Raw genomic sequence first — 26,998 nt, forward strand, 5'->3', positions numbered from 1 at the left:
CCTGATGGATTTCGGGATCGTGCTGCAGACCGACCCGCCCGCGGCGGAGGTCGTGCGGATGATGAAGGCCTCCGAGGACGCCGGGTTCCGGTACGGCTGGACGTTCGACTCGTGCGTGCTGTGGCAGGAACCGTTCGTGATCTACTCGCGGATCCTCGAAGCGACGTCCTCGCTGGTCGTGGGCCCGATGGTGACCAGCCCGGGCACGCGGGACTGGTCGGTGATGGCGTCGACCTTCGCGACGCTCAACGACATGTTCGGCAACCGCACGGTGTGCGGCATCGGCCGCGGCGATTCCGCGCACCGCGTCGTCGGCCGTCCGCCGTCCACTTTGGCCACCGTGCGGGAATGCATGCGCGTGGTGAAGGATCTCGCCGAGGGCCGCGAGGTCACGATGAACGACACCGCGGTCCGCATCCCGTGGATCCGCGGCGGGCGGCTGGAAATGTGGATGGCCGGGTACGGTCCGAAGGCGCTGCAGACCGTGGGCGAACACGCGGACGGCTTCATCCTGCAATGCGCCGACCCGGCCATCGCCCGCTGGACCATCGGCGCGGTCCGAGACGCCGCGCGCGCCGCGGGCCGCGATCCCGGCGGAATCACGATCTGCGTCGCGGCCCCGGCATACGTCGGCGAAGACCTGGCACACCAACGGGAACAGCTTCGCTGGTTCGGCGGAATGGTCGGCAACCACGTCGCGGATCTGGTAGCCCGCTACGGCTCGTCCGGCCCGGTGCCGCACGAGCTGACCGACTACATCCGCGAGCGAGAAGGCTACGACTACTCCCACCACGGCCGCGCCGGAAACCCGTCGACCGCGTTCGTGCCGGACGAGATCGTCGACCGCTTCTGCCTCCTCGGCCCGGCCTCGGCGCACATCGCGAGGCTGGAGGAATTGGCGGAGCTGGGAGTGGACCAGTTCGCGCTGTACCTGATGCACGACGAGCGGGAGGAGACCTTGGCGGCTTATGGGGCGCAGGTGATTCCTAAGCTGACCGCCTGATCAGTCCACCATCGCCTGATAAACCAGCTGCCGCAGCTGCTGCCGGATCGGATAAGTCGACGACGGCAGCAGCTGCGTGTAAAACGCCACCGTCAAATCCTCGTCCGGGTCCACCCAGAACGCTGTCGAAGCCGCCCCTCCCCACGCGTACTCACCAGGCGTGGCAAGGGTTTTCGCCTTCACCGAGTCGATCAGGACCGAGAAGCCCAGACCGAAGCCGTACCCGTCGAAGGGCATCTCCGCGAACAGCGGGCGGCCGTACGCCTCCAGATCCACGTGGCCCGGCAGGTGGTTGGCCGTCATCAGGTCCACCGTGCGCGGGCTCAGCACTCGCACGCCGTCGAGTTCGCCGCGGCGCAGCAGCATTTGCGTGAACCGGTGGTAGTCCGCCGCCGTCGAGACCAGGCCTCCGCCGCCGGACAGGCACGTCGGGCGGGACGTGCCCAGTGCGCCGAAGACGTCGTTGCGCACCAGCTTTTTCGTCTTCGGCGCGGGCACGTACAACGCCGCCAGCCGGTCGGTGTCCGAGGTCCAGAACCCGGTGTCGGTCATGCCCAGCGGGCCGAAGATCCGCTCGGCGAACACCTCGTCGAGCGGCTTGCCCGCGAGCACCTCGACCAGCCGGCCGAGGACGTCGGTCGCCACCGAGTAGTTCCACTCGGCCCCGGGCTGGAACACGAGCGGGAATCGCGCCCACGCCCGCGTGCACTCCGCCAGATCCAGCCCGGACGGCGTTCCCCATTCGTACCCGCCCGCGCGGTAGATCGCGTCGACCGGATGCGTGTGGTGGAAGCCGTAGGTGAGGCCCGCGGTGTGCGAAAGCAGGTGCCACAGCCGGATCGGTTCGGCCGCCGGCTCGGTGACCGGGGCCAGCGCCGAACCTTTCGCGTACACCCTCGGCTCGGCGAATTCCGGCAGCCAGCGCGAGATCGGGTCGGCGAGGTCGATCAGGCCCTCCTCGACGAACGTCATCGCGGCCACCGACGTGACCGGTTTCGACATCGAGAAGATCCGCCAGATCGTGTCGGTCTCGACCGGGGCGCCGGCCTCGACGTCCCGCGCGCCGTGCGACGCGACGTGCACGATCCGGCCGTGCCTGCTCACCACCGCGAGGTAGCCCGGCAGCAGGCCGTCGTCGACGTACCGGGCGAATTGCCGGTCGATCCGCCGCAGCCGTGCCCCGTCGAAACCCGCGTCGGCCGGATCGGCCTCCACCTTCACCTCGGTCGCCATGGCGGCGACCTTACGCCGTACTGGCCGCTTTCCGCTCCGCTGCCTTTTCCTCGCGCCAGGCCTCGTCGTTCTTGCCCTCGCGCCAGTATCCGGACAGCGACACCGCGTCCCGCGCGACGCCGCGCTCGTCGAACAGGTACCGCCGCAGCTCCCGCACGAAACCGGCCTCGCCGTGGACGAACGCGTGCACGTCCCGGTCCGGCCACGGCAGCCCCTTCACCGCGGCGACCAGGTCGTCGGACGCCGACCGGTGCAGCCACGTGACCTGCGCGTCGGCCTTCGTCGCGAGCGGCTGGTGCTCGGATTCGTCCGCCACGAGCAGGAACACGTGCGCCAGCGCCCCCGGCGGCAGCGCTTCGAGCGCGGCGGCGATGGCGGGCACCGCCGATTCGTCGCCCACCAGCAGATGCCAGCCGGCGTCGGCACGCGGCGCGTACGCCCCGCCCGGACCGGCCAGCAGCAGCTCGTCGCCCGGCTGCGCGCTTTGCGCCCACGGACCGGCGAGCCCCTCGTCGCCGTGCACCACGAAATCGAGCACCAGTTCGCCCGCCGCCTCGTCGTACGAGCGGACCGTGTACGTGCGCAGCCGCGGAGCGTGCTCGCGCGGCAGTTCCTCGCGGATCCGGTTCAGGTCGAACGGCTCCGGATACTCCACCCCGGGCACCTTGAAGATCACCTTCACGTACGCGTCGGTGAACTCGTTCGGGCGGAACTCCTTCAACCCCTCGCCGCCGGCCACGATCCGGATCATGTGCGGCGTCAGGTGCTCCTTGCGCAGCACCTCCAGCCGCACCGCGGTCCTCCCCTTGCGCGCCGGACCTTCGGCCATCGAACACCCCTGTTTCAGTAAGGTTTACCTAAGTCGTGGCTCCCACGGTACGCGCCTTCACTCTTTCCGCCCAGTGCCGCCGCCGGAGAGTTCGGGAAGCGTCGCCAGGAAACCGGCCGTGACCCGTTCCCGGAACCCGACGAAGAACCGGTTCGCCGCGAGCACCGCCCACCACTGCCCGGTCGCCGCGTTCCGGATCCGGTGGGTGACGAGCGAACCGGCCGGATCGTCGGCGACCTCGTACTCCGCGCGGTACCACCAGCCGCCCTGCACGGCGAGGAACCGGCGTTCGCGGTCCACTTCCAGCTTCATCGGATACGGGCCCGGCGCGGTCAGCCGCTCCTCGACCCGCGCGAACACTTCCGCGGGCGGGGCCGGGACGACTCCGGACACCTCGACGATCGTCCTCATGCTTCCCACGGCTTCGACACCCGCGTGTTCTGGAACGCGGTGATCTTCCAGCCCTCGTCGTCCCGCACCAGGACGTAGGTCAGCGTGCTTTCCCGGCCCTCCGCGGCGGGGTCGCCGCCGCCGGTCAGCGAGGAACCGCCGCCGGCCACGACGACCGCGACGTCGTCCCGCGGGAACCGCACCCGCGGGTCGCCGAATCCGGTCAGCTTCGAGCCTTTCAGCGGTCCCTCGAACAGCTCCCGGTGCGAGTCCGCGATCGCCTGGCGGCCGGCCGACCGGTGCCCGAAGAACGTCACGTAATCGGCGTCTTCGGTGAACAGGTTCCCGTAAGCGGTGGCGTCGCCGCTGTTCCAGGCGTCGGCGAGGCGGGCGAGGACGGACAGGACTTCTTCGCGCTGCGACATGCTGATTCCCCTTAACGAACGTCGTTCGCGTACAACCCCAGGTGTACTCACGAACACCGTTCGCGTCAAGGGCGGGGTCGGCTAGGCTTCGGACATGACCGCACCGCCCCCGCCCTGGCGCCGGACGCCGAGCCCGCGCCGGCGCGCCGCGAAGCAGATGCTGTCGCAGGAACTGATCGTGAAAACCGCGCTCGAAATCCTCGCCGCCGAGGGCATCGACGCCGTCTCGATGCGCCGGGTCGCGCAGCAGCTGGAGACCGGGCCCGCGTCGCTTTACGCGTACGTGGCCAACAAAGAGGAACTCGACGAGCTGATGCTCGACGCGGCGCTCAGCGAGGTGCCGTGCCCGGAACCGGATCCGCAGCGGTGGACCGAACAGGTCAAAGAGCAAGTACGGCACCAGATCCGGGCGATGATGGCGTATCCGGGCATCGCGAAAGTCGCGTGGCAGACGCCGATCCCGGTGACGCCGAATTCGCTGCGGCAGGGCGAAGTCATGCTGCAGCTGCTGCGCGCGGGCGGCTTGGACCTCAAACGGGCGGTGTTCGCCGGCGACGCGCTGAGCACGTACGCCAAGGCATTCGCGTACGAGGCCAGCGGCTGGACCTTCGGCGACTACGACCCGGGAAAAATGAGCGAGCGCGGGCGGCAGATGGCCGACTACATGCGGTCGCTGCCCGCGAGCGCGTTCCCGAACCTCTTGCGGGCCGGGGAATTCTTCACCGCGGAGACCAGCCGGCCCCGCCTCGACTTCGCCCTGGAGGCGTTCGTGGCGGGGCTGGCGGCGATGGTCAGCAGGTAAGCACGATCTTTCCGCGGGTGTGGCCCTGTTCCAGTTCGCGGTAGGCGGCCTGGACTTCGGCGAGCGGGTACGTCGCGGCGATCGGGACGTCGAGCAATCCCTTGTCCGCCAACGCCACGAGGTCGCGCATGACCTCGGCACTGGCCCCGGCGATGTTGCCGTCGGTCTTCGCCCGGTACTTCTCGGCGGCGGCGAAGTCGACCACCGTGTCGATCCGGCCGGGGTAGACGCCGAGCCGCAGGGCGAGTTCGACGTAACCGTCGCCGTAGGTGTCGACGAACGCGTGCACCTGGTCGCCGGTCAGCTCGCGGAGCCGCTCTTCGAGCCCTTCGCCGTACGCGATCGGGACGATGTCGTGCTCGCGCAACCACTCGTGGTTCGCTTCGCTCGCGATGCCGATCACGGTCGCCCCAGTGAGCCTCGCCAGCTGCACGGCCAGCGAGCCGACCCCGCCCGCGGCCCCCGACACGACCACCGTCTCGCCCTCGCGCGGGCACACCGCGGCGACCGCGGCGTACGCGGTCGTTCCGGCCACGAACAACCCGCCCGCGACCTCCCACGACAGCCCGCTCGGCTTCGGGACGAGGTGCTCCGCCGGGACGAGCACGTACTCGGCGTGGCTGGAGCGGGTGTGCACGAATCCGACGACCTCGTCGCCGACCTGGATTTCCTCGACGTCCGCGCCCAGTTCCTCCACCACTCCGGCCAGGTCGCTGCCCTGCCCGGACGGGAAGGTCGACGGCCAGCGCTCCGCCAGCGCGCCCACCCGGATCTTCGTTTCCCCCGGATTGATCCCCGCGGCCCGGACCCGCACGAGCACCTGCCCGGATTCCGGCGCCGGCCGGGGCACTTCGGCCAGCTGCAGCACTTCGATCCCGCCGTGTTCGCCGTATCTGACCGCTTGCGGCATACGCGTCTCCCTCGCTCGTATGGTTAGCCCAACAAACGATCGAACGGATTTATGCCCGGCGGGCGAAAATTCAGCCGGCGAGCCTCCGGACCACGGCGTCCGCGAGCAGGCGGCCGCGATCGGTGAGCACCGCGCGGCCCTGACTGTCCAAATCGGACTGTTCGAGCAAGCCTTCCGCGGCGGCCGCCCGGGCCTCCTTGAGCCCGGCCTCGTCGAGCGCGGACAACGCGAGGCCGTCGGAGATCCGGAGCTCCAGCATGATCCGCTCCAAGTGCCGGTCTTCCGGCGTGAGCACCTCGCGGTCGGCCTCCGGGCTCTGCCCCTCGGCGAGGAGGCTGGAGTACTTGGCCGGATGCTTGACGTTCCACCACCGCACGCCGCCGACGTGGCTGTGCGCGCCCGGTCCGGCGCCCCACCAGTCGCCGCCCTGCCAGTAGCCGAGGTTGTGGCGGCACCGTGCGGCCTCGTCGCTCACCCAGTTCGACACCTCGTACCAGGTCAAGCCCGCACTGGCGAGGACCGAGTCGATCAACTCGTAGTAGCTGGCCAGCGTGTCGTCGTCCGGAGCGGGCAGCTCGCCGCGTCGCACGCGGCGGGCCAGCGCGGTGCCGTCCTCCACGATCAACGCGTACGCCGACACGTGATCGACACCCGCCGACAGAACCGCGTCCAGCGACGCCCGCAGATCTTCGACGCGCTCCCCCGGCGTGCCGTAAATGAGGTCGAGATTGACGTGCTCGAACCCGGCGGCCCGGGCCTCGCGCGCGGCGTCGACCGGACGGCCGGGCGTGTGCACGCGGTCGAGCACCTTCAGCACGTGCCGGGCCGCGGACTGCATGCCCAGCGACACCCGGGTGTAACCCGCGTCACGGATGCCCGCGAAGAACTCGGGCGAAGTGGACTCCGGGTTCGATTCGGTCGTCACCTCCGCGCCCGGCGCGAGCCCGAACGCCGAACGCACGCCGTCGAGCACCTCGGCCAGCCCGTCCGCGCCGAGCAGGGACGGCGTCCCGCCCCCGACGAACACCGTCTCCGCCGGCGGCGCGCTGCCGAGGATCTCCGCGCCCAGCTCCAGCTCGCGCCGCAGCGCGTCCAGCCACGACCGGGGCGAGGCGGCGGAGCCGAGTTCGCCCGCGGTGTAGGTGTTGAAGTCGCAGTAACCGCAGCGGGTCGCGCAGAACGGCACGTGGACGTACACGCCGAACGGCCGGGTGCCGAGGCCGGCGAGCGCGGTCTCGGGCAGTCCGGCTGGAGGACGGTGGGTGTCGGGAACAGGCACGACGTCCATTCTCCCCCGCCGCGCCCGGGTCGCCGCGCAGCCCCGGCCCCCGAGCCGCGACAGGCAAGGCACCGTACGTGAGGGGAACCCTCACGTACTCAGAGACCCTCAGGGTTCCCCTCACGTACGGTGCAGCGCCGCAGGACAGTGGAGGAAAGTTCGGCCGCCGAACGATGCGCCGCCCGCCGAGCACCCGGTTGACAAGCGCCCGAAACCGTCCCACGATGCGTCCGAAAGCCGGGAAATACCTGGCAGATCGCCCGGCCAATGCACATCCGCGGCCGTTTCGCACCGCTGGAGTGAGCCTTCTCCCACGATCCGGACGCCCTTGGACGACGTTCGGCCCGCGTGGCAATCTGAGCCGGTGAGTCCTGCCGGTGTCCTTCTCGTGGCGCGCCGCCACGTCGACCTTCTGCGGGTCGCGAGCGCGCTCTGCCGGCCTGTTCGCTGACTCCCGCGCAAAGCCTGCCCAGCCCGCCACCTGGACCACCGGCCCGCCCCGCACCGACGCCGCGGCGGAGCCGCCTCGACCACCCCGCCCGGAGGATCTCCATGTCCGCACCCCCGCGTGAGACGCCCGCGAAGGCCCGCGCGCCTCGGACTCGCCAGAAGCGCGGCGAGGGTCAGTGGGCGCTCGGCTACCGGGAGCCGCTGAACCCGAACGAGCGCTCGAAGAAGGACGACAGCCCGCTGAACGTCCGCGCGCGGATCGAGAACATCTACGCGCACCGCGGCTTCGACTCCATCGACCCGGGCGACCTTCGCGGCCGGTTCCGCTGGTTCGGCCTCTACACCCAGCGCAAGCCGGGCATCGACGGCGGCCGCACCGCGCTGCTGGAGCCCGAAGAGCTGGACGACCGCTACTTCATGATGCGCGTCCGCATCGACGGCGGGGCGCTCACCACCGAGCAGCTGCGGGTGGTCGGCGAGATCTCGCGGGAGCACGCGCGCGACACCGCCGACATCAGCGACCGGCAGAACGTGCAGTACCACTGGATCCGGATCGAGGACGTGCCGTCCATCTGGTCCCGGCTGGAGAACGTCGGCCTGTCCACCACCGAGGCGTGCGGCGACTGCCCGCGCGTCGTGCTCGGCTCGCCGGTCGCCGGCATCGCCGCGAACGAGGTGCTCGACGCGACCCCGGCGATCGACGCGATCCGCGAGCGGTACATCGGCGACCCGCGGTTCGCCAACCTGCCGCGCAAGTTCAAGACCGCGATCTCGGGCCTGCCGGACATCGTGCACGAGATCAACGACGTCGCCTTCGTCGGCGTCAACCACCCCGAGCACGGCCCCGGCCTCGACCTGTGGGTCGGCGGCGGGCTCTCCACGAACCCGATGCTCGCGCAGCGGGTCGGCGCGTGGATCCCGCTGGACGAGGTGCCGCAGGTCTGGGAAGGCGTCGTTTCGATCTTCCGCGACTACGGCTACCGGCGGCTCCGTTCGCGGGCCCGGCTGAAGTTCCTGGTCAAGGACTGGGGCATCGACAAGTTCCGGGAGGTCCTCGAAACCGAGTACCTCAAGCGGAAGCTGATCGACGGCCCGCCGCCGGAGAACCCGGACACGCCGGTCGACCACGTCGGCGTGCATCCGCAGAAGGACGGCAACTACTACGTCGGGGCCGCGCCGGTCGCCGGGCGGGTGTCGGGCAGCACGCTGGTCGCGGTCGCCGACGCGGCCGAACGGGCCGGGTCGCGGCGGGTGCGGCTGACCCCGCACCAGAAGCTGGTCGTGCTCGACGTGCCCGAGGAGAAGGTCGCGGCGCTGGAGACCGAGCTGGCCGAACTGGGCCTGCAGACCAAGCCGTCGCCGTGGCGGCGCAGCGTGATGGCGTGCACCGGGCTGGAGTTCTGCAAGCTCGCGATCGTCGAGACGAAGGTGCGCGCGCAGCAGCTGGTCGCGGACCTGGAGAAGTCGCTCGCCGACATCAACGCGCAGCTGGAGACGCCGGTGTCGGTGCACCTCAACGGCTGCCCCAACTCCTGCGCCCGCGTGCAGACCGCCGACATCGGGCTCAAGGGCCAGATCGTCACCGACGCCGACGGCAACCAGGTCGAGGGGTTCCAGGTGCACCTCGGCGGCGGGCTCGGCCTCGACGCCGGGTTCGGCCGGAAGCTGCGCGGCCACAAGGTCACCGCGGGCGAACTGGTCGAGTACGTGGAACGCGTGGTGCGCGCGTACGTCGCGGGCCGCGAGCCGGGCGAACGGTTCCCGCAGTGGGCGCTGCGGGCGGACGAAGGGGTGCTGCAGTGACCGCCGTGGCGGACTACCGGGCTCTGGCCGGACGCGCCGAGAAGGAACTGGCCGACGCGACCGCCGAGGAGGCGCTGCGCTGGACGGCCGAGACCTTCGGCGACGACTTCATCGTGGCTTCGAACATGCAGGACGCCGTGCTGATCGACCTCGTCACGAAGGTCAAGCCCGCGGTGGACGTGCTGTTCCTGGAGACCGGCTACCACTTCGCCGAAACCCTCGGGGTGCGCGACGCGGTGCAGACGGTGTACCCGGAAGTGCGGATCGTCAACGCACAGGCCGAGCAGAGCGTCGCCGAGCAGGACGCGGAGTACGGGCCGAAGCTGCACGAACGCGACCCCGGCCAGTGCTGTTTCCTGCGCAAGGTCGTGCCGCTGCGGCAGACGCTCGGCAAGTACTCGGCGTGGGTCACCGGCGTGCGCCGGGTGGACGCGCCGACCCGCGCGAACACGCCGATCGTCACCTGGGACGAGCGCAACGGCCTGGTGAAGATCAACCCGATCGCGGCGTGGACCGACGACGAGTTCAACGGCTACCTGCACTCGAACGGGATCCTGGAGAACCCGCTGGTGTCGATCGGCTACCTCTCGATCGGCTGCGCGCCGTGCACCGCGAAGGTCGAGCCGGGGCAGGACCCGCGCAGCGGCCGGTGGGCGGGGCAGGCCAAAACCGAGTGCGGACTGCATGGCTGAGGAAGGAAGCATGACGACTTTGGAACCGGCGGCCGACGCCGCGGTAGACAATCTCGCCGCACTCGAGTCCGAGGCCATCCACATCTTCCGCGAGGTCGCGGGCGAGTTCGACCGGCCGGTGATCCTGTTCTCCGGCGGCAAGGACTCGACGCTGATGCTGCACCTGGCGATCAAGGCCTTCTGGCCCGCGCCGGTGCCGTTCCCGCTGCTGCACGTGGACACCGGGCACAACTTCGACGAGGTCCTGGAGTTCCGCGACCGCGTGGTGGAAAAGCACGGGCTGCGGCTGGTCGTCGCGAAGGTCCAGGACTGGATCGACGACGGGCGGCTCGAGGAGCGCGCCGACGGCCTGCGCAACCCGCTGCAGACCACGCCGCTGCTGGAGACGATCGCGGAGAACAAGTTCGACGCGGTCTTCGGCGGCGGCCGCCGCGATGAAGAACGGGCGCGGGCGAAGGAACGGATCTTCAGCCTGCGCAACGCTTTCGGCCAGTGGGAGCCGCGCCGGCAGCGGCCGGAGCTGTGGAACCTCTACAACGGACGGCACCGTCCGGGCGAGCAGGTCCGCGTGTTCCCGCTGTCCAACTGGACCGAAGCGGACGTGTGGAACTACATCGCCCGCGAAAAGGTCGAACTGCCTTCGATTTACTACGCCCACCAGCGCGCGGTCTACCAGCGCGACGGCATGTGGCTCAGCGAGGGCCCGTGGGGCGGGCCGCGTCCCGGCGAGGAAGTGCGGGAGCTGAGCGTGCGCTACCGGACCGTCGGCGACGGTTCGTGCACTGGCGCGATCGAGTCCACGGCGTCCACTGTGGAGGAAGTCATCGCCGAGGTCCAGGCCTCGCGGCTCACCGAACGCGGCGCCACCCGCGCCGACGACCGGATGTCCGAGGCGGCCATGGAAGACCGCAAACGGGAGGGCTACTTCTGATGTCGAGCCTGCTGAGGCTGGCCACCGCGGGCAGCGTGGACGACGGCAAGTCCACGCTGGTCGGCCGGCTGCTGTACGACACCAAGTCCGTCCTCGCCGACCAGCTCGACGCGGTCACCCGCGCGTCTGTCGACAAAGGACTGTCCACTCCGGACCTGTCGCTGCTCGTCGACGGCCTGCGCTCGGAGCGCGAGCAGGGCATCACGATCGACGTCGCGTACCGGTATTTCGCCACGCCGAAGCGGTCGTTCGTGCTGGCCGACACGCCCGGGCACGTGCAGTACACCCGCAATACGGTCACCGGCGCGTCCACCGCGCAGCTGGCCGTGCTGCTGGTCGACGCGCGCAACGGCGTGGTCGAGCAGACCCGGCGGCACGCGGCCGTGCTCGCGCTGCTCGGCGTGCCGCAGCTGGTGCTGGCGGTGAACAAGATCGACCTCGTCGGCTACGACGAGAACACCTTCGGCGTCATCGCCAAGGAGTTCACCGCGCACGCGGAATCCCTCGGCTACGACTCGGCGTCCGTCGTCGCCATCCCGGTCTCCGCTCTGGTCGGCGACAACGTGGCGACGCGGTCCGAGCGAACCCCGTGGTACGACGGGCCGTCGCTGCTGGAGCACCTGGAAAACGTGCCGGCGGCCCCGGATCCGCACGATTCCGCGCTGCGGTTCCCGGTCCAGTATGTGATCCGCCCGCGCACGGCCGAGTACCCGGACTACCGCGGTTACGCCGGTCAGATCGCGGCGGGCACGGTGCGCCCGGGCGACGAGATCGTCGTGCAGCCGCACGGGATCCGCAGCCGCGTCGAGCGGATCGACACCGCGGACGGACCGCTGGAGGAAGCGGGTGCCGGAACCTCAGTGACCCTGCTGCTCGCCGACGACATCGACATCAGCCGCGGCGACCTGATCGCGGCCGCCGACGCGCCGCCGGAGGTGACCGACGAGATCACCGGCACGCTGTGCTGGCTGTCGTCGAAGCCGCTCAAGACCGGCGCACGGGTGCTGATCAAGCACGGCACGCGGACCGTGCAGGGGCTCGCCACCGAGTTGCACGCCCGGTTCGACGAGCAGACCCTGTCCAGTGTGGACTCTCCAGAAAGCCTGGAACTCAACGACATCGGCAGCGTCAGCCTGCAACTGGCCGAGCCGCTGCCGGTGGACGACTACGGCGTGAGCCCGCGCACCGGCGCGTTCCTGGTGATCGACCCGAAGGACGGCGACACGCTCGCCGCCGGTCTCGTCGGCGAGCGGTTCTCGTGACGCCGCCCCTGGTCGCCGTCGCGCACGGCAGTCGCGACCCCCGCTCCGCCGCGACGGTGCGGGCGCTGGTCGACGTCGTCCGTGCGCAGGCGTCGGGGCTGGACGTGCACGAATCGTTCCTTGACCTGTCGGAGCCGCGCGTCACGGACGTGCTGCGCAAGCTGTACGCCTACGGGCACCGCTCTGCGGTCGTCGTGCCGTTGTTGCTGGGCAGCGCTTTCCATGCCCGGGTCGACCTGCCCGCGCTGGTCGACGAGGTGACCGCGGAGTGCCCCGGGTTCCGGATCCAGGTGTCGGACGTGCTCGGCGCCGACCCGGCACTGCAAGCCGTCGCCCTGGACCGGCTCGCCGGTGCCCGCCGCCGCGGCGGAACCGGGGTGCTGCTGAGCGCCGTCGGTTCCTCCAACCCAGAGGCCAACGCGGTCGTCGCCGGATTGGCCACCCGCTGGGAAAAGCGGCTCGGAATGCCGGTGAGCGAGGCGTTCGCCAGCGCCGCCCAGCCGGACATCCCGGCCGCCGCCGCCCGCCTGCGCGAGCGCGGCGTCCGGCATCTCGTGGTGGCGTCGTGGTTCCTGGCCCCGGGCTTGCTGCCGGACCGGATCGCCTCGCTGGCCCGCGAAGCCGACCCGGGCGCGTTCATCGCCGAACCGCTCGCCGACGACCCGCGCGTCGCGGACGTCGTGATCGGCCGGTACGCGGCCGCGATCTCCGGCCTGCTGCGGACCGCCGCCTGACCGGGCGGCCCGCTCTGGTCGCTGGCTCGCCCGGCCGGACCACGGTCGGTAGGCCCGAACGGCCGATCAGGCCCGCCCCTACCGCCACAAGGTGAGCGATATTCACATTTTCCGTCACGGTGCGCTCCTGTGAACGGTCACTCCTTGACGTATTACTTAACTTGCCGGTAACTCTCTAATCGCTGCGCAGCTTTCTCTCTCCCCCGTGAAACCCGCAGGTAGGAGCACACAGATGAAAGCACCTCACTCTTACCGGCTGGCCGCGCTGACGGCGGTCGCCGCGCTTCCGCTCGCCCGCGCGGCCCCGGCGTCCGCCGCGACCGCGATCAACTTCGACTGCCAGGCCGACGCGCCGGTGGTCGGCCCGCAGCAGGTGTCGCTGACCCAGAACGCCGACGTCACCGCGCCCGCGACGGTCGCGCCCGGCGGGGCGTTCGACGTCGTCATCGACCCCGCGCCCAACACCGTCCCGAGCGACGTGGGCGGCAACAAAGTCAAGAACATCAACACCTTCGCGCTGAAGTTCCCGATCCCGGCGAACTCGACCTACGTCAGCGCCGACCTCGCCGGCGGCTCCGGCCTCGGCGACACCCCGCCGACGATCAGTGTCGCCAACGGCGTGGCAACGCTGAGCTTCCCCGGCCCGATCGCCGGCGGTTCGACCTTTGAACTGCCAACCATCACCGCGCACCTCAAGGCGGGCGACTCCGGCACCATCGAGACGAAACTGTCCGGCACCAGCTACCGCGACCCCGGCCTGACCTTCAAGGCCGTGGCCGGCAGCATCATCGGCGACGTGACCGCGCCGACCGCGTGCTTCCCCAACCCCAGCCCGGTTTTCACCACGACGACCATCGGCTGACCCGGACCGCGGCCACCCGCTGCGCCCGGGTGGCCGCGCCTCGGTTCACGGCAGCAACAGTCCCCAGTAGAGCGCCCACGGTACGAACACCAGCCCGGCGACGAGCGGCGCGATCGCCCCGCGCCGCCGATCCGGTTTCCGCAGCCCCGCCAGGGTCACCGCCAGCGCCGCCACCGTCGCGACCGTTTTTTAACTGCACTGCCAGCCACGGCAACGGACGCCCGGCGAGCACCGGTCCGAGATTTTTCATCCCGGACATCTTTTTCCCTTTTTGAGGATTCCGACGAACCCGGCGACCGTCGCCGTCCCCAGCCCGGCCAGCCACCGCGACGACCTGGTCCCCCGGCGGCGAATCAGCGCGACCAAGCCGCCGACCGCGAACCCGCCGAGCAGCAAGGCGAGCGCGATCCCTTGCGCCATCACAGATTCCCACCACGCCAACGGTCGGAGTGCTTCCGTCGGCCGCTGCGCGAAGGCCGCGGTTTCGACGTGCACGCCCTGCCGATTCGCCAGCCATTCCCCGACGGCCTCCGCATATCCCGGCACGACCCGGGGCAGCCGGTTGAATCCGGCGTCGCTGGTCGCGTAGAGATCCGGCCCGCCGCCAGCGATGAAGCGAATGGCGTGGTTCGGGTGCTTCGCGAGCGCGTCCGCGAAAATCCGGGAACTCTCGACCGGCGCGTGGTTGATGTCGAGGTCGCCCCACAACGCCAGGATCGGCTGCTTCAGCCGCCGCAGCACCGGCACCGGGTCGTAATCCGCCTCCGGGAACAGTCCCGCGCCGATCGCGAAGCGCGTGCCCCGCACCGGCAACGTCGTCAGCAGCGAACCGCCAATCCCTTGGTGGCGAAGGACATTGCCCCAGTACCACGACGTCTGCCGGGCTCCGCCCAACCCGGATCCGCCGACGGTGATCACGTACGAGATGTCGTCCGACCGCGTCGCCGCGAGGGGCGCGACCCAGGCGCCCTCGCTGACTCCCCAGACCCCGACGTCGGCGGCTCCCGTCTGCGCCCGCAACGCGCGGACCGCCGACACCAGATCGTCCGCCAGCACGCCGTAATCGCGCTGGGTCTTGGAATAACCGCTGGTGCGCCGGTCGTACACGAGCGTCGTGACGCCGATCCGCTTGAACATCTCGGCCTGCACGCGCAGATTGTCGCGGGTCTTCCAGTCCGACCCGCCTTGCAGGACGATCGCGGACTTCGCCGGCCCGTCCGGCCGGAACACCGTGCCGTGCAACGTGATTCCGCCGGCTCCGGCGAAACTGACGTCAGCGGACGGTTGTGCTTGTACCGGCTGGGCGGTCGCGAGGACCGAGCCCAGCACGAGGATCGCGGCGGCGAGCCGCGATTTGCCCCAGGGCAGCATGAAGTGTTCTCCTTGCTTCGGGAGATCGTGCGACGTTTTCCCTTGTTCCTGGGTGCCGAGTGGCCGCTCGGCACCCAGGCCTTCCTCCGGTTCAGTCCTGGCCGGCTCCCTCCCCGCCCGGAGCCGGGAACGCGAGCATCCGCGTCTCGACCCGGCGAGCCCCCTCCGGCGTCTCGTCGGCCGGCCGCTGATACCGCCGCAGCAGAGCGAGATAAGCCTCGAAAAAGTCGCCCAGCTCGTCCAGCGTCACGGTGATCGCGCCGCGCGAGTACGGAATCGCGTCCGCCCACTCGCCCAGCCGCGGCCGCTCGCGCTCGAACCGTTCGTACAGTTCGGTGTCGCCCGCGAGCCACAGCCGGTGCAGCTCGCCGATCGCCGCCTTCGCCGGATCATCGCGCTCCGCCTCGGGCGGCAACCGCACGTCATGCGGCACCGCGCGCCACCAGCGCTCCCGCCCGCGCGCGCGTTCGGGAAGCTCTTCGACGAACCCGTTCTCCGCCAGTACCCGCAGGTTGTAGCTCGTCCCGCCGCTGGTCACGCCCAGCCGCTCGGCGAGCGTCGTCGAGGTCGCCGGCCCGGACGCGGCCAGCAGTTCGAGAATCCGCTGCCGCAACGGGTTCGCGAGCGCCTTGAGTGCCTTCGAATCGGCGGTGCGAGGGTCTGCCATGCCCTCAAGGTAGCAGTGCACGAGTTCTCGTGCATGACTTTTCGTGCATGAACTTCGCCCCGGCTCCCGAGGAAGCGGTGTGCGAAAGTGTCAGGCATGGCTGACGAACTGGTGCACTACGAGGTGGCGGCCGGCATCGCCACGATCACCCTGGACTCCCCGCACAACCGCAACGCGCTGTCGGCGCAGCTGCGGCGGGAACTGAGCGAGTCGCTGGACAAGGCCCGCGAGGACGACGCGGTGCGCGTGGTGCAGCTGACCCACACCGGCCCGGTCTTCTGCGCGGGCATGGACCTGAAGGAGGCCCGCGGCGCCGGTTCGTCCGACCAGGGCGTGAACGAGTTCCCGCGGATCCTGGACCAGCTGTGGACGAGCCCGAAGCCGGTCGTCGCGCGGCTGGCCGGCCCGGCTCGCGCGGGCGGCATCGGCATGGTCGCCGCGTGCGACATCGCGGTCGCGGTCCCGGAAGCGACGTTCGCCTTCTCCGAGGTCCGGATCGGCGTCGTCCCGGCGGTCATCAGCCTGACGGTCCTCCCCCGGCTCAACGCCCGGGCCGCGCACGAACTCTTTTTGACCGGCGACGTCTTCGACGCGAAGCGCGCGGTGGAGATCGGCCTGCTGAACGCCTGCGTCCCGGCGGAAGAGCTGGACAAGACCGTCGAGGGCTACCTCAAGTCGCTGACCCTGGGCGGCCCGAAAGCCTTGGCCGCCACGAAGGAACTGCTGGCCCGTCCGCGTCCGGCGACCCCGGCCGAGGGCTTCGCGGACATGAACGCCCTGTCCGCGGGCTTCTTCGCCAGCGAAGAAGGTCAGGAAGGCATCCAGGCCTTCGCGCAGAAGCGCAAGCCGAACTGGGTTCCGCAGGACTGACGTTGCTGTCCGTGAGGGGAACCCTGAGGGACTCTGAGTCCCTCAGGGTTCCCCTCACGGACCTTTAATCGTCCACCAGCACCAAGGTCAGCCGCCGGTCGCCGGAGCCCATCGCCCGCTGCGCGTCCGACAGCACGCTGCGCACCGCCAGATAAGCCTTCGGCTCGGCGGCTTTCAATCCGTCCGACCCGGTCCAGATCAGCACGTGCTCGCCGGTCGGCAACCACGACAAATCCGTGAGCATGTCGTACAGCGCGTCGAGATTCCGCCCGAAATAAGACGGGAAAGACAGCGCCTCGCCGATCGCGTCCAGCGTCGACAGCTTGTCCACTGTCCGAGTTCCGTCGACCTGATGCGGGTAAGCCCCGCGCGCGAAAGCCGCGTCCGCCGCGGCCCGCGCCGTGTCCCCGCTCACCGCGCGGGGTCCACGACGACGAACGACGCGTAATGATCCCCTGTGTAATACAACTCTTTCCCTGCCCCCGTGATCAGCCGGCGCGCCCCTCGGTCCGGGCTGCCCGGCGTCTTCACGGTGTATTCGTGGTAATAGCCGTTCTTCTCCGCGGGAAGCTTCTTTTCCCGGTTCTGGAAGACGACGTCGTCATTGCGCGGATACGGGTAGGGCCCGCCCTTTTCGATCAGGTTCCACGTGTCCTTCGCCTGCGGCGGCAGCGACGACAACGGTTTGACCGGCAGCTTCGAATCGGCCCCCGGCACCTTCCCGGAAGCGGCGGCGGGAGCGCCCGACGAGGACGAGGGCGCCGGCGAATCCGAGGAGCCGGCGGTTTCCTTGACGAGCCACCCGCCGAGCACCAGCACGAGGAGACCGACGAGCGCAGCGGTGATCCGCCTTCGGTTGACCATGGTGTGCCAGCTTAGGAGCGGCCGGGACGCTCGTCGTCACGGGCCGTGCCGAACCGGCGGCCGAAGCGTTCGACCAGCTTGTCGATGGCCCACGCGGCGAGCAGGCACAGCGGCACGAGCACCGCCATCACCAGCACGAACTGCACGGGGAACCACGCCTGGGCGAGCCACAGCTCGACCCCGTCCCACCAGTTGGCCAGCCCGTCGAACACGAGTGTGAGCCTACGCGCGCTCGCCTGCGCCGGGCCGGGCAGGGGAGGTAGGTTGCTGCCATGTTCGCCGTATACGCGCAGGAACCCAACGCCGAGTCCCCGCTCGATTCGCTGGTCGTCGGCGAGCGGCCGGAACCCGAGGTGCCCGACGGCTGGGTCCGGGTGCACGTGAAAGCCGCCAGCCTGAACATGCACGACCTGTGGACCTTGCGCGGCGTCGGCATCAAGGCAGACCAGTTCCCGATGATCCTCGGCTGCGACGGAGCGGGAACGCTCGACGACGGCACCGAGGTCGTGCTGCATTCGGTGATCAACGCGCCGGGCTGGCAGGGCGACGACACGCTCGACCCGAAGCGCACGCTGCTCACCGAGAAGCACCAGGGCACGTTCGCCGACCAGGTCGTGGTCCCGGCCCGCAACGCGGTGCCGAAGCCGGCCGGCCTGAGCTTCGCCGAGGGCGCGACGATGGGCACCGCGTGGCTCACCGCGTACCGGATGCTGTTCGTGAAGTCGGAGCTGCGGCCGGGTCAGACGATGCTCGTGCAGGGCGCGTCCGGCGGCGTGTCGACCGCGCTGATCGCGCTCGGCCGCGCGGCCGGGTTCCGGGTGTGGGTCACCGGGCGCACCGAGGAGAAGCGCGCGCTGGCCGAGAGCGTCGGCGCGCACCAGACGTTCGAGTCCGGCGCGCGGCTGCCCGAGCGGGTGGACGCGGTGTTCGAGACCGTCGGCAAGGCCACCTGGGGCCACACGCTCAAGTCGCTGAAGCCGGGCGGCGTGGTCGTCGTGTCCGGTTCGACCAGCGGCCCCGACCCGTCGGCCGACCTGCAGCGCGTGTTCTTCCTGCAGCTGCGGGTCGTCGGCTCGACCATGGGCACCCGCGACGAGCTGGCCGACCTGCTCGCCTACCTCGACCTGAAGGGCATCAAGCCGCAGATCGGCGCCGAGCTCCCCCTTGCGGAGGCCCCCGCGGGATTCGCCGCGATGGCCGCCGGGGACACCGCGGGCAAGATCGTTTTCACCCGCTGATCCTGATCGCACCGCGCTGGCCTGGGCTTTTGCTGTTCGCCTGCGCCCGGGCCAGCGCTTTTACCCGTTCTCCAGTGAATCGTCAACACCCCGGCTTCGCAATCAGATAGTGACCCCCGAAGTTCCACCAGAAGTCGACCTTGGGCGGTTAACCTGGAGAACATGACCGCGACGCAGCGGCCCGCACCCGCCGACCGGGGCGGCCGGCACCCCAGCGACCCGGCGCCCGTCCGGGAGTCGTTCCGGCGCTTCGCCGGGATCCGCACGCGCGTGCTCGAGGTCGGGCCGTCCGTCGCCGAGGCGCCCGCACCGAAGCGCACGCGCCGCAAGGGCGGGGAGAAACCCCGCGCCCCCCGGCTCGTGTTGCTCCACGGGTATTGCGACAGTGCCGACACGTGGCGTCCGGTACTCGGAGAATTAGCCGCCGCGGGGATCGCCGCGATCGCCGTCGACCTTCCCGGCTTCGGCGACGCGCAGCCGTTGCGTCCCGGACCGATGCTGCCGCAGCTCGACGCGTTCACCGCCGCCGTGGTGCGCGAACAGGCCGTGCTCGGTCCAGTGGTGCTCGCGGGCAACTCGCTCGGCGGCACGATGAGCCTGCGCGCGGCGCAGAACCACCGGCTGCCGACCGCGGGCGTCGTCTCGATCGCCGCGCCCGGTTTCGTCGACTCGTGGCTGGTGCGCACGGTCGGCCGCAACCCGCTTCCGCTCCGGCTGTACTCCTCGCTTCCGTTGCCAGTGCCGGGTTTCCTGGTCCGCGCGGTCGCCGAACAGCTCGTGCCGCGGATCCTCTACGCCGACTCGAAGCACGCCGACGCGGGCCAGGTCCGGCGGTTCACCACGCTGTTCCCCGACTACCGGGCCACGACGTCCCGGCTCGAACAGGCCCGCCAGCTCGTCGCGGAGCTGGCCGACGCGTACCGGCTCGACCTGATCAAGATCCCGCTGCTCGCGGTCGCGTGCGGCAAGGACAAGCTGGTGACGGCCGCATCCGGGCGGAAGCTGCACACCCTGGTGCCGCACAGCAGGCTCGTCGTCCGCGAAGACTGGGGCCACTGCCCGCAACTGGACGACCCGGCCGAGGTCGCGGAGCTGCTGACGTTCTTCGCCGCGGGCGCGGTCCGCTCCGCCGCCCGCCCGGCGCCCACGGTCAACGCCGTCGAGGACGACTCGGCGACCGGGTGACCCGCGCCGCCGAGATAGTCACACTCCGGAGTCGGTGACAGGCGGGGCGCCTCCGGGTACGGTGCCCTGCCAGGGCCCGGAACCCGGGTCCGGCGAACCACCAGTCTGAGGAGACGTCGATGTCAGCTCCGCGCGGCCCTAACCTGGGCTCCGGGTCCGGGATCTTCCGGCGGAAGCCGATCGAAACCATCGAGCAGGCAGGCGAAAGCGGCCTGCAGCGCACGCTCGGCCTGCGGCAGCTGACCGCGATCGGCGTCGGCGGCATCATCGGCGCGGGCATCTTCTCGCTCGCCGGCGCGGTCGCGAACAAGACCGCGGGCCCGGCCGTGCTGATCTCGTTCCTGATCGCGGGCATCGCGAGCGCCGCGGCCGCGTTCTCCTACGCGGAGTTCGCCGGCCTCATCCCGCGCGCGGGCTCGGCCTACACCTACGGGTACGCGGTGCTCGGCGAGATCGTCGGCTGGTTCATCGGCTGGGACCTGCTGCTGGAGTACACCGCGATCGTGTCCGTGGTGGCGATCGGGATTTCCGGCTACTTCAACGATCTGCTGGGCTTCCTGCACATCTCGCTGCCGCACTGGATGTCCGGCGCGCCCGGGACGGAACCGGCGGGCGTCGAACCGGGGTCGTACAAGATCAACCTGTTCGCGGTGCTGCTCTGCCTGCTGATCGCCTTCATTCTCAACCAGGGCATGAAAAACGCGGCGCGCTTCGAAACGCTGCTGGTGTATTTGAAGGTCGCACTCGTGGTCCTGGTGATCGTGGTCGGCGCCTTCCACATCCAGAGCGGCAACTACAGCAACTTCTTCCCGTTCGGCCTGAGCGGCGCGTTCACCGGCGCGGCAACGGTCTTCTTCGCCGTCTTCGGCTACGACGCGATGTCTACCGCGGCCGAGGAATCGCAGGACTCGCAGAAGCACATGCCGAAGGCGATCATCTACTCGCTGGCGATCTCGATGGTGCTGTACGTGCTGGCCTGCCTGGTCCTGACCGGCATGGTGAAGTACACCGACATCAACCCGGAAGCCGCGTTCTCGAGCGCCTTCGCGAAGGTCGGACTCGGCTGGCTGGGCGCGATCATCGCGGTAGGCGCGATCATCGGCATCCTGACGGTCCTGTTCACCTTCCTGCTGGGCGCGACCCGAGTGGGCTACTCGATGAGCCGAGACGGCCTGCTGCCGAAGTGGTTCTCGAAGACCCATCCGGTGCGCAAGGTCCCGTCGCGCATCACGTGGATCCTGGGCGTCGCTTCGGCCTTGATCGCCGGCGTGCTCCCCATCGGAGAGGCCGCGGAACTGACGAACATCGGCATCCTGCTGGCCTTCGTGGTCGTCTGCATCGCGGTGATCGTGCTGCGCTACAAGCGCCCCGAACTGCCGCGCACGTTCAAGACGCCGGGCATGCCGGTGGTCCCGATCATCGGAGTCGTGTTCTCGGTCTGGCTGATCACGTTCCTGAAGCCGGAAACGTGGCTGCGCTTCGCGATCTGGTTCGTGATCGGCATGGGGATCTACTTCGCCTACGGCAAACGCCACTCCGCCATGGAACGCGGCGACCATGATTCCGGAGGGGTCGAGTCCACTTCGGACTGATCGCTTCGGCTGGGTTGTTTGTTGCGGGGGACGCCTTTGGCTGGCGTCCCCCGCTTCTTTTGCTCTGCTGACGCGGCGGAACTTCAGCGCAGCCAGCAGTTCCGCCGCGCAGCCAGAACACAGCGACCGGCCGAGGCCATGTCCGTGCCCTTCGCCGTAACGGGCCGCCGCAACGGGTCTAGCCGCCTCGCCACCCAGGGTGTTCAGCGCAGCCGATCAAGCCATCGCGGCCCAGCCCTCGCCAAAACGGAGAAGGCAACGCAACGACGCAAACCCGGCGGCCCAGCCCTCGCCACAGCGAAGAAGCCAACGCAACCAGTCGAGCCGTCGCGGCCTTGCCTCACCGAAGCGAAAGCCTCAGCGCAGCCGGTCGAGCCGTTCCGCTGCTGCCTTCGCCTCCGTGCGCAGGCGGGCGACGATCGAGGCCGCTGAGCCGTCGCTGGCGAGCGGGTACGTCTGCCCGGCCCACAGCGACATCGCTTCCGGGTCCCCGGCTTTGGCGGCCGCCGCGCGGACCGGTTTGCTCAGGTGGTGCAGTTGCGGGTACGCGGAGGGCGCGTGTGAGGAGAGGTCGCTCAGGACGCGGTTCACCATGCCCCGCGCCGGGCGTCCGCTGAAGGCGCGCGTGAACGCCGTCGGCCGGCCGGCTTCGGCGAGCGCGCGGCGTTGGGTGTCGCCGGTGCCTGCCTCGGTCGCGAGCAGGAACGCCGTCCCCAGTTGCGCCGCCGACGCGCCGGCGGCCAGGACCGCCGCGATGTCCGCGCCGTTGATCAGTCCTCCGGCCGCGATCAACGGCAGGCTCGTGCGCGCGCCGAGCAACCGCAGCAGCGCGAGCAGGCCGTACTCCTCGCCGCCGGCCGGGTTGCCCGAGTCGTCGGTGAACACGCCGCGGTGGCCGCCGGCTTCGAAGCCCTGCACGACGAGAGCGTCGGCTCCGCGCGCGGCGGCGAGGTCGGCTTCCTCCGGATTCGTGACGGTGACCGCGACCTTGCCGCCCGCCTCGTGGATCCGCTGCACTTCGGCGGACGTCGGCGCGCCGAAGGTGAACGACACCACCGGAACCCGGTGCCGCACGACGAGGTCGAGTTTCGCCGGGTACTCGTCGTCGTCCCAGACCGGGTCGCCGAGTTCGACGCCGTAGCGCACGGCTTCGGCGAGCAACCGTTCGCGGTGCGCGCCGAGGTCGGCCACCGACCGGCCGCCGGGGACGAACAGGTTGACGCCGAACCGCCCGCCGGTGAGGTCGGCGGCGTGCGCGATCTGGGCGTCCAGCGTCTCCGGGCTGAGGTAGCCGGCAGCGAGGAAGCCGAACCCGCCCGCGTTCGTGACGGCGCCGACCAGTTGCGGAGTCGTCGGGCCGCCCGCCATCGGCGCCGCGATCACCGGGAACTCGAGATCATCGAACATGTCCCCGAGCGTAGCGCCGCACCGGAAATGTGCCGGGTCGCCGCCGCGTTGCAGAACAGCATGACGGCAACCCTGGAACAGCTCCGCGCGCTGACGGTGGAGGAGAACGGCCTGGCCACCGTGGCCACGACCCGCGCCGACGGCACCGTGCACGCGTCCGTGGTGAACGCGGGCATCCTGGACGACCCGGTGACCGGCAAGCCGAGCGTAGGCTTCGTCGCCGTCGGCGGCGCGCACAAGCTCACGCTGCTGCGCCGCAACGGCCACGCGACCGTGACGTTCCGCCGCGGCTGGCGCTGGCTGTCGGTGACCGGCCCGGTCCGCCTGATCGGCCCGGACGACCCCGACCCGTCCTTCCCCGCCGACGGTCTCCCGCCCCTGCTGCGCGAGGTGTTCCGAGCCGCCACCGGAACCCACGACGACTGGGCGGAGTACGACCGGGTGATGGCCGCCGAACGCCGGGCCGCGGTGTTCGTGGAGGTGGGCCGGATCATCGGGAACGGTTGATCCGCCAGCGGCGCGTGCCGGACGCGCGGAGTTCGGCCCGCTCCGTTCAGCCCCTCTCGACAAGCGCCTTGGGCACCACCCGGACCGGGAACGGCTGTCGCGCTTCGAAGACCTCGGCTCCCCCGGCCTTCGCGACCTGCTGGTACAAGGCGTCCTCGTCCAGTTCGAACACAGTCAGCTCAGGCGCCGCCGGGTCGATCACCCAGTAACTCGGCACCCGCAGCCGTTCATAGACCGCTTTCTTGGTGTTCAGGTCGTGGATCGACGTGCTCGGCGACAGAATCTCGACGGCGAGCACGGGCGGCACCGGCAGATCCTTGGCGGTGAAGTCTTCGCTGCGGCCGACCAGGACATCCGGTTGCAGCTCCATCCGGTCGCCGACGTGCACGGCGAACGGCGCGCCGAGGACGTCGAACTCGGGCGGGCACGCCTCCTCCAGCACGTGGTAGAGCCGGTATCCGATCTTCTGATGGCGGTATCCGGGCGCCGGAGTCACGAGCAGCACTCCGTCGATGAGTTCGTAACGGCGGCCATCCTGCGGCATCCCCTCGAGGTCGTGCACCGTCATGGGCCCCGACCCGGGAGGATTCTGGATTTCCGTCATGACCGTCATGGTGCTCTCCTTTCCCTGTTCGCGCCAGAGACTCCCTGTCCGCAATTGAGAACACCAGCCGCCACCGACAAAAAACGGCGGCCCCGGAAACCCGGAGCCGCCGTTCACCCGAAAGCGGGCCTACTTCTTGTTCTTCCCGTTGTCCTCAGTGGACAGTGCCGCGACGAACGCTTCCTGCGGCACCTCCACCCGGCCGACGGTCTTCATGCGCTTCTTGCCTTCCTTCTGCTTCTCCAGCAGTTTCCGCTTCCGCGAGATGTCGCCGCCGTAGCACTTCGCCAGGACGTCCTTGCGGATGGCGCGGATCGTTTCGCGCGCGATGATGCGCGAGCCGATCGCCGCCTGGATCGGGACCTCGAACTGCTGGCGCGGAATCAGTTCCCGCAGGCGCGTCGCCATGCGGTTTCCATAGGTATAAGCAGCGTCCTTGTGCACGATCGCGGAGAACGCGTCCACCGTCTCGCCCTGCAGCAGGATGTCGACCTTCACCAGGTCCGCCACCTGCTCGCCGGACTCCTCGTAGTCCAGCGACGCGTAGCCGCGCGTGCGCGACTTCAGCGTGTCGAAGAAGTCGAAGATGATCTCCGCCAGCGGGATCGTGTAGCGCAGTTCGACGCGGTCCTCGGACAGGTAGTCCATGCCCAGCAGGGTGCCGCGCTTCGCCTGGCACAGTTCCATGATCGTGCCCACGAACTCCGACGGCGCGAGGATGCTCACCTTCGACACCGGCTCGTGCACCTCGGCGATCTTGAGCCCGCTCGGCCAGTCCGACGGGTTCGTGACGATCACCTCGCTGCGGTCCTCCAGCACCACGCGGTACACCACGTTCGGCGCGGTCGAGATCAGGTCCAGGCCGAACTCGCGCTCCAGCCGGTCGCGGGTGATCTCCAGGTGCAGCAGGCCGAGGAAGCCGCAGCGGAGCCGAGCCCAGCGCCACCGACGTTTCCGGCTCATAGGTCAGCGCGGCGTCGTTGAGCTGCAGCTTCTCCAGCGCCTCGCGCAGCTCCGGGTAGTCCGAGCCGTCCACCGGGTACAGCCCGGAGAACACCATCGGCTTCGGGTCGCGGTAGCCGGCCAGCGCCTCCTTCGCGCCGTTGCGCTCGGACGTCACCGTGTCGCCGACCTTCGACTGGCGCACGTCCTTCACGCCGGTGATCAGGTAGCCGACCTCGCCGACGCCGAGTCCCTTGCTGGCCTTCGGCTCCGGCGAGATGATCCCGACCTCGAGCAGCTCGTGCGTCGCGCCGGTGGACATCATCTTGATCTTCTCGCGCGGCGTGATCTTGCCGTCCACCACGCGGATGTAGGTGACGACGCCGCGGTAGGTGTCGTAGACCGAGTCGAAGATCATCGCGCGGGCGGGCGCGTCCGCGTCGCCGACCGGCGGCGGGACCTGGCGCACGCATTCGTCCAGCAGCTCGGTCACGCCCATGCCGGTCTTCGCCGACACGCGCAGCACGTCCGAGGGCTCGCAGCCGATGATGTGCGCGATCTCCGCCGCGTACTTCTCCGGGTCCGCCGAGGGCAGGTCGATCTTGTTCAGCACCGGGATGATGTGCAGGTCGTTCTCGAGCGCGAGGTACAGGTTCGCGAGCGTCTGCGCCTCGATCCCCTGCGCGGCGTCGACCAGCAGGATCGCGCCCTCGCACGCCTCGAGCGCGCGCGAGACCTCGTAGGTGAAGTCCACGTGGCCGGGCGTGTCGATCAGGTGCAGGACGTGGTCCTTGCCGTCCACCTGCCAGGGCAGCCGGACGTTCTGGGCCTTGATCGTGATGCCGCGTTCCCGCTCGATGTCCATGCGGTCGAGGTACTGCGCGCGCATGGCTCGCTCCTCGACGACGCCGGTGAGCTGCAGCATCCGGTCCGCCAGCGTCGACTTGCCGTGGTCGATGTGGGCGATGATGCAGAAGTTGCGGATCAACTCCGGCGGCGTGAAGGTGGTGTCGGCGAACGTCTTGGGCGCTGTCACTCGGGCTGTCCTCGGGATGGTGGGGGATGTCCGTACCCCATCGTCCCATGGACCTCCGGGTGCGGGTGGGGGTCATCCCCGATGCGGCCCCGCGCGTCTCGTGATGACCTCGAAGCATGACCAGTTCACCCTCCCCCTCGCCGCCCGGCCCCGGCGTCCTCGAGGCCGCGCTCGACCGGGCGTTCGGCCACCCCAGCGGGCTGCTGGGCAGGCTCGGCGGCAAGCTGATGGCGGCCGGCAACGCCGCGACCGAGCACCGCGTCGTCGACCTGGCCCGCCTCGAACCCGACGAAACTGTCCTCGTCATCGGACCCGGACCCGGGGTCGGCCTCGACGCGGCGAGCAAACTCGCCGGCGAGGTCATCGGCGTCGAACCCTCCCCGCAGATGCGCGCCCTCTGCACGGACCGTTGCGGCGACCGCGCCGAGGTGCGCGCGGGCGACGCGGCCCGGACCGGCTGCGAGGACGCGTCCGCGGACGTCGTGCTGACCGTCAACAACGTCCAGTTCTGGGAGGACCGCCCGGCTGCATTCGCCGAACTGTTCCGAGTGCTGCGGCCAGGCGGACGGCTGCTGCTCTCGGCACACGAGAAGTGGCTTCCGGTCACCCGGCACGAGCTGGCCGACGAGGCCGCCGCAGCGGGATTCACCGACCTGCAGACCTGGACCTGGGACCCGCCCGGGTTCGCCGCGCTCGCCGCCCAGCTGCGGGCCGTGAAACCGGGCTAGCGCTGGTCGCGGCGCAGCGGATGGTCCTCCGGGACCTCGACGAGCACGATCCGCAGCCCGTCCGGGTCGGCGATCCACGCCTCGTCGGTGCCCCACGGTTCGCGCCGGGCCTCGCGCACCGGTTCGACCCCGCGTCCGGCCAGTTCGGCCAGGGTCGCCGGGAGATCGCGGACCTGCAGGAAGAGATTGACGTCCGGGCCGGGCCCGGCCTCGCCCGTGCCGACCACCTCGATCGACCCGCCCCCGGCGAAAAACCGCGTTCCGCCAGGGAATTCGCGCTCGATCGCGAGGCCGAGCGCGTCGCGGTAGAACGCGGTGGACACCTCGTGGTCGCGGGGGTGGATCAGCACCCGGCTGCTCAGTACGTCCATGGCTCCTGCCT

At 70.1% G+C, this 26,998-nt stretch carries 29 protein-coding genes and 1 pseudogene; 15 read left to right on the forward strand and 15 right to left on the reverse strand.

Features of this window, described 5'->3' with window-relative positions:
* Positions 1–4 precede the first annotated feature (4 nt).
* A complete protein-coding gene (locus SSMG_RS26260; protein WP_009080992.1) occupies positions 5–1,003 on the forward strand; it encodes a TIGR03842 family LLM class F420-dependent oxidoreductase in 999 nt (332 codons plus the stop codon).
* On the opposite strand, the gene SSMG_RS26265 is transcribed toward SSMG_RS26260, so the two are convergent.
* From SSMG_RS26265 to SSMG_RS26280, 4 genes are read right to left on the reverse strand one after another with little or no spacing between them, the layout of a single operon-like run.
* Positions 1,004–2,236, reverse strand: coding sequence for a serine hydrolase (locus SSMG_RS26265; protein ID WP_009080995.1), 1,233 nt, complete (start codon positions 2,234–2,236; stop codon positions 1,004–1,006).
* Positions 2,237–2,246: 10 nt separating this feature from the next.
* A complete protein-coding gene (locus tag SSMG_RS26270; protein WP_037714918.1) occupies positions 2,247–3,065 on the reverse strand; it encodes a siderophore-interacting protein in 819 nt (272 codons plus the stop codon).
* A 57-nt stretch (positions 3,066–3,122) separates the two neighbouring features.
* Positions 3,123–3,476 carry a hypothetical protein gene (locus SSMG_RS26275; RefSeq protein WP_037714919.1) on the reverse strand — a complete coding sequence of 118 codons (354 nt, stop codon included), beginning with the start codon at positions 3,474–3,476 and terminating at the stop codon, positions 3,123–3,125.
* A complete protein-coding gene (locus SSMG_RS26280) occupies positions 3,473–3,880 on the reverse strand; it encodes an SgcJ/EcaC family oxidoreductase (RefSeq protein ID WP_037714921.1) in 408 nt (135 codons plus the stop codon). The genes SSMG_RS26275 and SSMG_RS26280 overlap by 4 nt, the downstream gene beginning before the upstream one ends.
* Positions 3,881–3,974: 94 nt before the next feature.
* Between SSMG_RS26280 and SSMG_RS26285 the strand changes: the two genes are divergently transcribed.
* Positions 3,975–4,682 carry a TetR/AcrR family transcriptional regulator gene (locus tag SSMG_RS26285; RefSeq protein WP_009081000.1) on the forward strand — a complete coding sequence of 236 codons (708 nt, stop codon included), beginning with the start codon at positions 3,975–3,977 and terminating at the stop codon, positions 4,680–4,682.
* Here SSMG_RS26285 and SSMG_RS26290 read toward each other — a convergent pair.
* Positions 4,672–5,592, reverse strand: coding sequence for an NADP-dependent oxidoreductase (locus tag SSMG_RS26290; protein WP_009081002.1), 921 nt, complete (start codon positions 5,590–5,592; stop codon positions 4,672–4,674). The two genes, SSMG_RS26285 and SSMG_RS26290, sit on opposite strands and share 11 nt — an antisense overlap.
* Positions 5,593–5,662: 70 nt before the next feature.
* Positions 5,663–6,880 carry a radical SAM family heme chaperone HemW gene (gene hemW, locus SSMG_RS26295; RefSeq protein ID WP_050788287.1) on the reverse strand — a complete coding sequence of 406 codons (1,218 nt, stop codon included), beginning with the start codon at positions 6,878–6,880 and terminating at the stop codon, positions 5,663–5,665.
* Positions 6,881–7,235: 355 nt separating this feature from the next.
* Between hemW and SSMG_RS47750 the strand changes: the two genes are divergently transcribed.
* From SSMG_RS47750 to SSMG_RS26325, 7 genes are all read left to right on the forward strand, one after another.
* On the forward strand, positions 7,236–7,322 hold the full coding sequence (locus tag SSMG_RS47750) for a putative leader peptide (RefSeq protein ID WP_350540000.1): 87 nt from the start codon (positions 7,236–7,238) through the stop codon (positions 7,320–7,322).
* Between the two features lie 101 nt (positions 7,323–7,423).
* Positions 7,424–9,124 carry a nitrite/sulfite reductase gene (locus SSMG_RS26300; RefSeq protein ID WP_009081008.1) on the forward strand — a complete coding sequence of 567 codons (1,701 nt, stop codon included), beginning with the start codon at positions 7,424–7,426 and terminating at the stop codon, positions 9,122–9,124.
* Complete coding sequence (locus SSMG_RS26305) at positions 9,121–9,816, forward strand: phosphoadenylyl-sulfate reductase (protein ID WP_009081010.1); 696 nt, start codon at positions 9,121–9,123, stop codon at positions 9,814–9,816. Before SSMG_RS26300 ends, SSMG_RS26305 begins: the two co-directional genes overlap by 4 nt.
* A 10-nt stretch (positions 9,817–9,826) precedes the next feature.
* On the forward strand, positions 9,827–10,747 hold the full coding sequence (gene cysD, locus SSMG_RS26310; protein ID WP_037714927.1) for a sulfate adenylyltransferase subunit CysD: 921 nt from the start codon (positions 9,827–9,829) through the stop codon (positions 10,745–10,747).
* The gene (locus SSMG_RS26315) at positions 10,747–12,009 is read left to right on the forward strand and encodes a sulfate adenylyltransferase subunit 1 (RefSeq protein ID WP_009081014.1); all 1,263 of its coding nucleotides are present in this window, start codon (positions 10,747–10,749) and stop codon (positions 12,007–12,009) included. The genes cysD and SSMG_RS26315 overlap by 1 nt, the downstream gene beginning before the upstream one ends.
* Positions 12,006–12,743 (forward strand): sirohydrochlorin chelatase, encoded by a 738-nt coding sequence (locus tag SSMG_RS26320; protein ID WP_009081015.1) that lies wholly within the window; start codon positions 12,006–12,008, stop codon positions 12,741–12,743. Before SSMG_RS26315 ends, SSMG_RS26320 begins: the two co-directional genes overlap by 4 nt.
* A 232-nt stretch (positions 12,744–12,975) precedes the next feature.
* Complete coding sequence (locus SSMG_RS26325) at positions 12,976–13,605, forward strand: hypothetical protein (RefSeq protein ID WP_037714930.1); 630 nt, start codon at positions 12,976–12,978, stop codon at positions 13,603–13,605.
* 246 nt (positions 13,606–13,851) lie between these two features.
* Here the strand turns inward: SSMG_RS26325 and SSMG_RS26330 are convergent, their stop codons facing one another.
* Entirely contained in the window at positions 13,852–14,976 is a 1,125-nt protein-coding gene (locus tag SSMG_RS26330; protein ID WP_009081017.1) for a S9 family peptidase, read from the reverse strand.
* Between the two features lie 91 nt (positions 14,977–15,067).
* Positions 15,068–15,643 (reverse strand): helix-turn-helix transcriptional regulator, encoded by a 576-nt coding sequence (locus tag SSMG_RS26335; RefSeq protein ID WP_037714933.1) that lies wholly within the window; start codon positions 15,641–15,643, stop codon positions 15,068–15,070.
* Positions 15,644–15,739: 96 nt separating this feature from the next.
* On the opposite strand from SSMG_RS26335, the gene SSMG_RS26340 reads away from it, so the two are divergent.
* Positions 15,740–16,513, forward strand: coding sequence for an enoyl-CoA hydratase-related protein (locus SSMG_RS26340; RefSeq protein WP_037714935.1), 774 nt, complete (start codon positions 15,740–15,742; stop codon positions 16,511–16,513).
* A 64-nt stretch (positions 16,514–16,577) separates the two neighbouring features.
* Here SSMG_RS26340 and SSMG_RS26345 read toward each other — a convergent pair whose 3' ends face one another.
* The 3 genes from SSMG_RS26345 to SSMG_RS26355 are packed head-to-tail and all read right to left on the reverse strand — an operon-like array spanning position 16,578 to position 17,589.
* A complete protein-coding gene (locus tag SSMG_RS26345; protein ID WP_009081020.1) occupies positions 16,578–16,928 on the reverse strand; it encodes a barstar family protein in 351 nt (116 codons plus the stop codon).
* Entirely contained in the window at positions 16,925–17,377 is a 453-nt protein-coding gene (locus SSMG_RS26350; protein ID WP_009081021.1) for a ribonuclease domain-containing protein, read from the reverse strand. Before SSMG_RS26350 ends, SSMG_RS26345 begins: the two co-directional genes overlap by 4 nt.
* Positions 17,378–17,388: 11 nt before the next feature.
* Positions 17,389–17,589, reverse strand: coding sequence for a hypothetical protein (locus SSMG_RS26355; RefSeq protein WP_037714937.1), 201 nt, complete (start codon positions 17,587–17,589; stop codon positions 17,389–17,391).
* Positions 17,590–17,649: 60 nt separating this feature from the next.
* Between SSMG_RS26355 and SSMG_RS26360 the strand changes: the two genes are divergently transcribed.
* The 3 genes from SSMG_RS26360 (at position 17,650) to SSMG_RS26370 (ending at position 21,392) form a co-directional block, all read left to right on the forward strand.
* Complete coding sequence (locus SSMG_RS26360) at positions 17,650–18,615, forward strand: zinc-binding dehydrogenase (RefSeq protein WP_009081022.1); 966 nt, start codon at positions 17,650–17,652, stop codon at positions 18,613–18,615.
* Positions 18,616–18,777: 162 nt separating this feature from the next.
* On the forward strand, positions 18,778–19,800 hold the full coding sequence (locus SSMG_RS26365; protein ID WP_009081023.1) for an alpha/beta fold hydrolase: 1,023 nt from the start codon (positions 18,778–18,780) through the stop codon (positions 19,798–19,800).
* Positions 19,801–19,919: 119 nt separating this feature from the next.
* Positions 19,920–21,392, forward strand: a complete 1,473-nt coding sequence (locus SSMG_RS26370; protein WP_009081024.1) for an amino acid permease — start codon at positions 19,920–19,922, stop codon at positions 21,390–21,392.
* Positions 21,393–21,749: 357 nt separating this feature from the next.
* On the opposite strand, the gene SSMG_RS26375 is transcribed toward SSMG_RS26370, so the two are convergent.
* Complete coding sequence (locus SSMG_RS26375) at positions 21,750–22,799, reverse strand: nitronate monooxygenase family protein (RefSeq protein ID WP_009081025.1); 1,050 nt, start codon at positions 22,797–22,799, stop codon at positions 21,750–21,752.
* 60 nt (positions 22,800–22,859) lie between these two features.
* On the opposite strand from SSMG_RS26375, the gene SSMG_RS26380 reads away from it, so the two are divergent.
* Entirely contained in the window at positions 22,860–23,306 is a 447-nt protein-coding gene (locus SSMG_RS26380; protein ID WP_009081026.1) for a pyridoxamine 5'-phosphate oxidase family protein, read from the forward strand.
* 46 nt (positions 23,307–23,352) lie between these two features.
* On the opposite strand, the gene SSMG_RS26385 is transcribed toward SSMG_RS26380, so the two are convergent.
* Together SSMG_RS26385 and lepA are read right to left on the reverse strand one after the other, a co-directional pair.
* Positions 23,353–23,919, reverse strand: a complete 567-nt coding sequence (locus tag SSMG_RS26385; protein ID WP_009081027.1) for a Uma2 family endonuclease — start codon at positions 23,917–23,919, stop codon at positions 23,353–23,355.
* A 120-nt stretch (positions 23,920–24,039) separates the two neighbouring features.
* Positions 24,040–25,888: pseudogene (gene lepA / locus SSMG_RS26390) on the reverse strand (translation elongation factor 4).
* Positions 25,889–26,004: 116 nt separating this feature from the next.
* Between lepA and SSMG_RS26395 the strand changes: the two are divergent.
* Positions 26,005–26,616 (forward strand): class I SAM-dependent methyltransferase, encoded by a 612-nt coding sequence (locus SSMG_RS26395; protein WP_009081032.1) that lies wholly within the window; start codon positions 26,005–26,007, stop codon positions 26,614–26,616.
* Here the strand turns inward: SSMG_RS26395 and SSMG_RS26400 are convergent.
* Positions 26,613–26,987: a VOC family protein gene (locus SSMG_RS26400; RefSeq protein WP_009081033.1), complete on the reverse strand. Its 375-nt coding sequence runs from the start codon at positions 26,985–26,987 to the stop codon at positions 26,613–26,615. The genes SSMG_RS26395 and SSMG_RS26400 overlap by 4 nt on opposite strands.
* Between the last annotated feature and the right edge of the window lie 11 nt (positions 26,988–26,998).

This window comes from Streptomyces sp. AA4, assembly GCF_000158875.1.
Lineage (GTDB): Bacteria > Actinomycetota > Actinomycetes > Mycobacteriales > Pseudonocardiaceae > Amycolatopsis.

Bases quoted from the DNA above. Each gene is read 5' to 3' on its own strand.
- SSMG_RS26330 (WP_009081017.1), bottom strand. From the start codon at position 14,976: ATGCTGCCCTGGGGCAAATCGCGGCTCGCCGCCGCGATCCTCGTGCTG.
- SSMG_RS26275 (WP_037714919.1), bottom strand. From the start codon at position 3,476: ATGAGGACGATCGTCGAGGTGTCCGGAGTCGTCCCGGCCCCGCCCGCG.
- SSMG_RS26365 (WP_009081023.1), top strand. From the start codon at position 18,778: ATGACCGCGACGCAGCGGCCCGCACCCGCCGACCGGGGCGGCCGGCAC.
- SSMG_RS26270 (WP_037714918.1), bottom strand. From the start codon at position 3,065: ATGGCCGAAGGTCCGGCGCGCAAGGGGAGGACCGCGGTGCGGCTGGAG.
- SSMG_RS26400 (WP_009081033.1), bottom strand. From the start codon at position 26,987: ATGGACGTACTGAGCAGCCGGGTGCTGATCCACCCCCGCGACCACGAG.
- SSMG_RS26285 (WP_009081000.1), top strand. From the start codon at position 3,975: ATGACCGCACCGCCCCCGCCCTGGCGCCGGACGCCGAGCCCGCGCCGG.
- SSMG_RS26280 (WP_037714921.1), bottom strand. From the start codon at position 3,880: ATGTCGCAGCGCGAAGAAGTCCTGTCCGTCCTCGCCCGCCTCGCCGAC.
- SSMG_RS26325 (WP_037714930.1), top strand. From the start codon at position 12,976: ATGAAAGCACCTCACTCTTACCGGCTGGCCGCGCTGACGGCGGTCGCC.
- SSMG_RS26265 (WP_009080995.1), bottom strand. From the start codon at position 2,236: ATGGCGACCGAGGTGAAGGTGGAGGCCGATCCGGCCGACGCGGGTTTC.
- hemW (WP_050788287.1), bottom strand. From the start codon at position 6,880: ATGGACGTCGTGCCTGTTCCCGACACCCACCGTCCTCCAGCCGGACTG.
- SSMG_RS26395 (WP_009081032.1), top strand. From the start codon at position 26,005: ATGACCAGTTCACCCTCCCCCTCGCCGCCCGGCCCCGGCGTCCTCGAG.
- SSMG_RS26380 (WP_009081026.1), top strand. From the start codon at position 22,860: ATGACGGCAACCCTGGAACAGCTCCGCGCGCTGACGGTGGAGGAGAAC.
- SSMG_RS26370 (WP_009081024.1), top strand. From the start codon at position 19,920: ATGTCAGCTCCGCGCGGCCCTAACCTGGGCTCCGGGTCCGGGATCTTC.
- SSMG_RS26385 (WP_009081027.1), bottom strand. From the start codon at position 23,919: ATGACGGTCATGACGGAAATCCAGAATCCTCCCGGGTCGGGGCCCATG.
- cysD (WP_037714927.1), top strand. From the start codon at position 9,827: ATGACGACTTTGGAACCGGCGGCCGACGCCGCGGTAGACAATCTCGCC.
- SSMG_RS26260 (WP_009080992.1), top strand. From the start codon at position 5: ATGGATTTCGGGATCGTGCTGCAGACCGACCCGCCCGCGGCGGAGGTC.
- SSMG_RS26315 (WP_009081014.1), top strand. From the start codon at position 10,747: ATGTCGAGCCTGCTGAGGCTGGCCACCGCGGGCAGCGTGGACGACGGC.
- SSMG_RS26360 (WP_009081022.1), top strand. From the start codon at position 17,650: ATGTTCGCCGTATACGCGCAGGAACCCAACGCCGAGTCCCCGCTCGAT.
- SSMG_RS26300 (WP_009081008.1), top strand. From the start codon at position 7,424: ATGTCCGCACCCCCGCGTGAGACGCCCGCGAAGGCCCGCGCGCCTCGG.
- SSMG_RS26375 (WP_009081025.1), bottom strand. From the start codon at position 22,799: ATGTTCGATGATCTCGAGTTCCCGGTGATCGCGGCGCCGATGGCGGGC.
- SSMG_RS26350 (WP_009081021.1), bottom strand. From the start codon at position 17,377: ATGGTCAACCGAAGGCGGATCACCGCTGCGCTCGTCGGTCTCCTCGTG.
- SSMG_RS26340 (WP_037714935.1), top strand. From the start codon at position 15,740: ATGGCTGACGAACTGGTGCACTACGAGGTGGCGGCCGGCATCGCCACG.
- SSMG_RS26290 (WP_009081002.1), bottom strand. From the start codon at position 5,592: ATGCCGCAAGCGGTCAGATACGGCGAACACGGCGGGATCGAAGTGCTG.
- SSMG_RS26335 (WP_037714933.1), bottom strand. From the start codon at position 15,643: ATGGCAGACCCTCGCACCGCCGATTCGAAGGCACTCAAGGCGCTCGCG.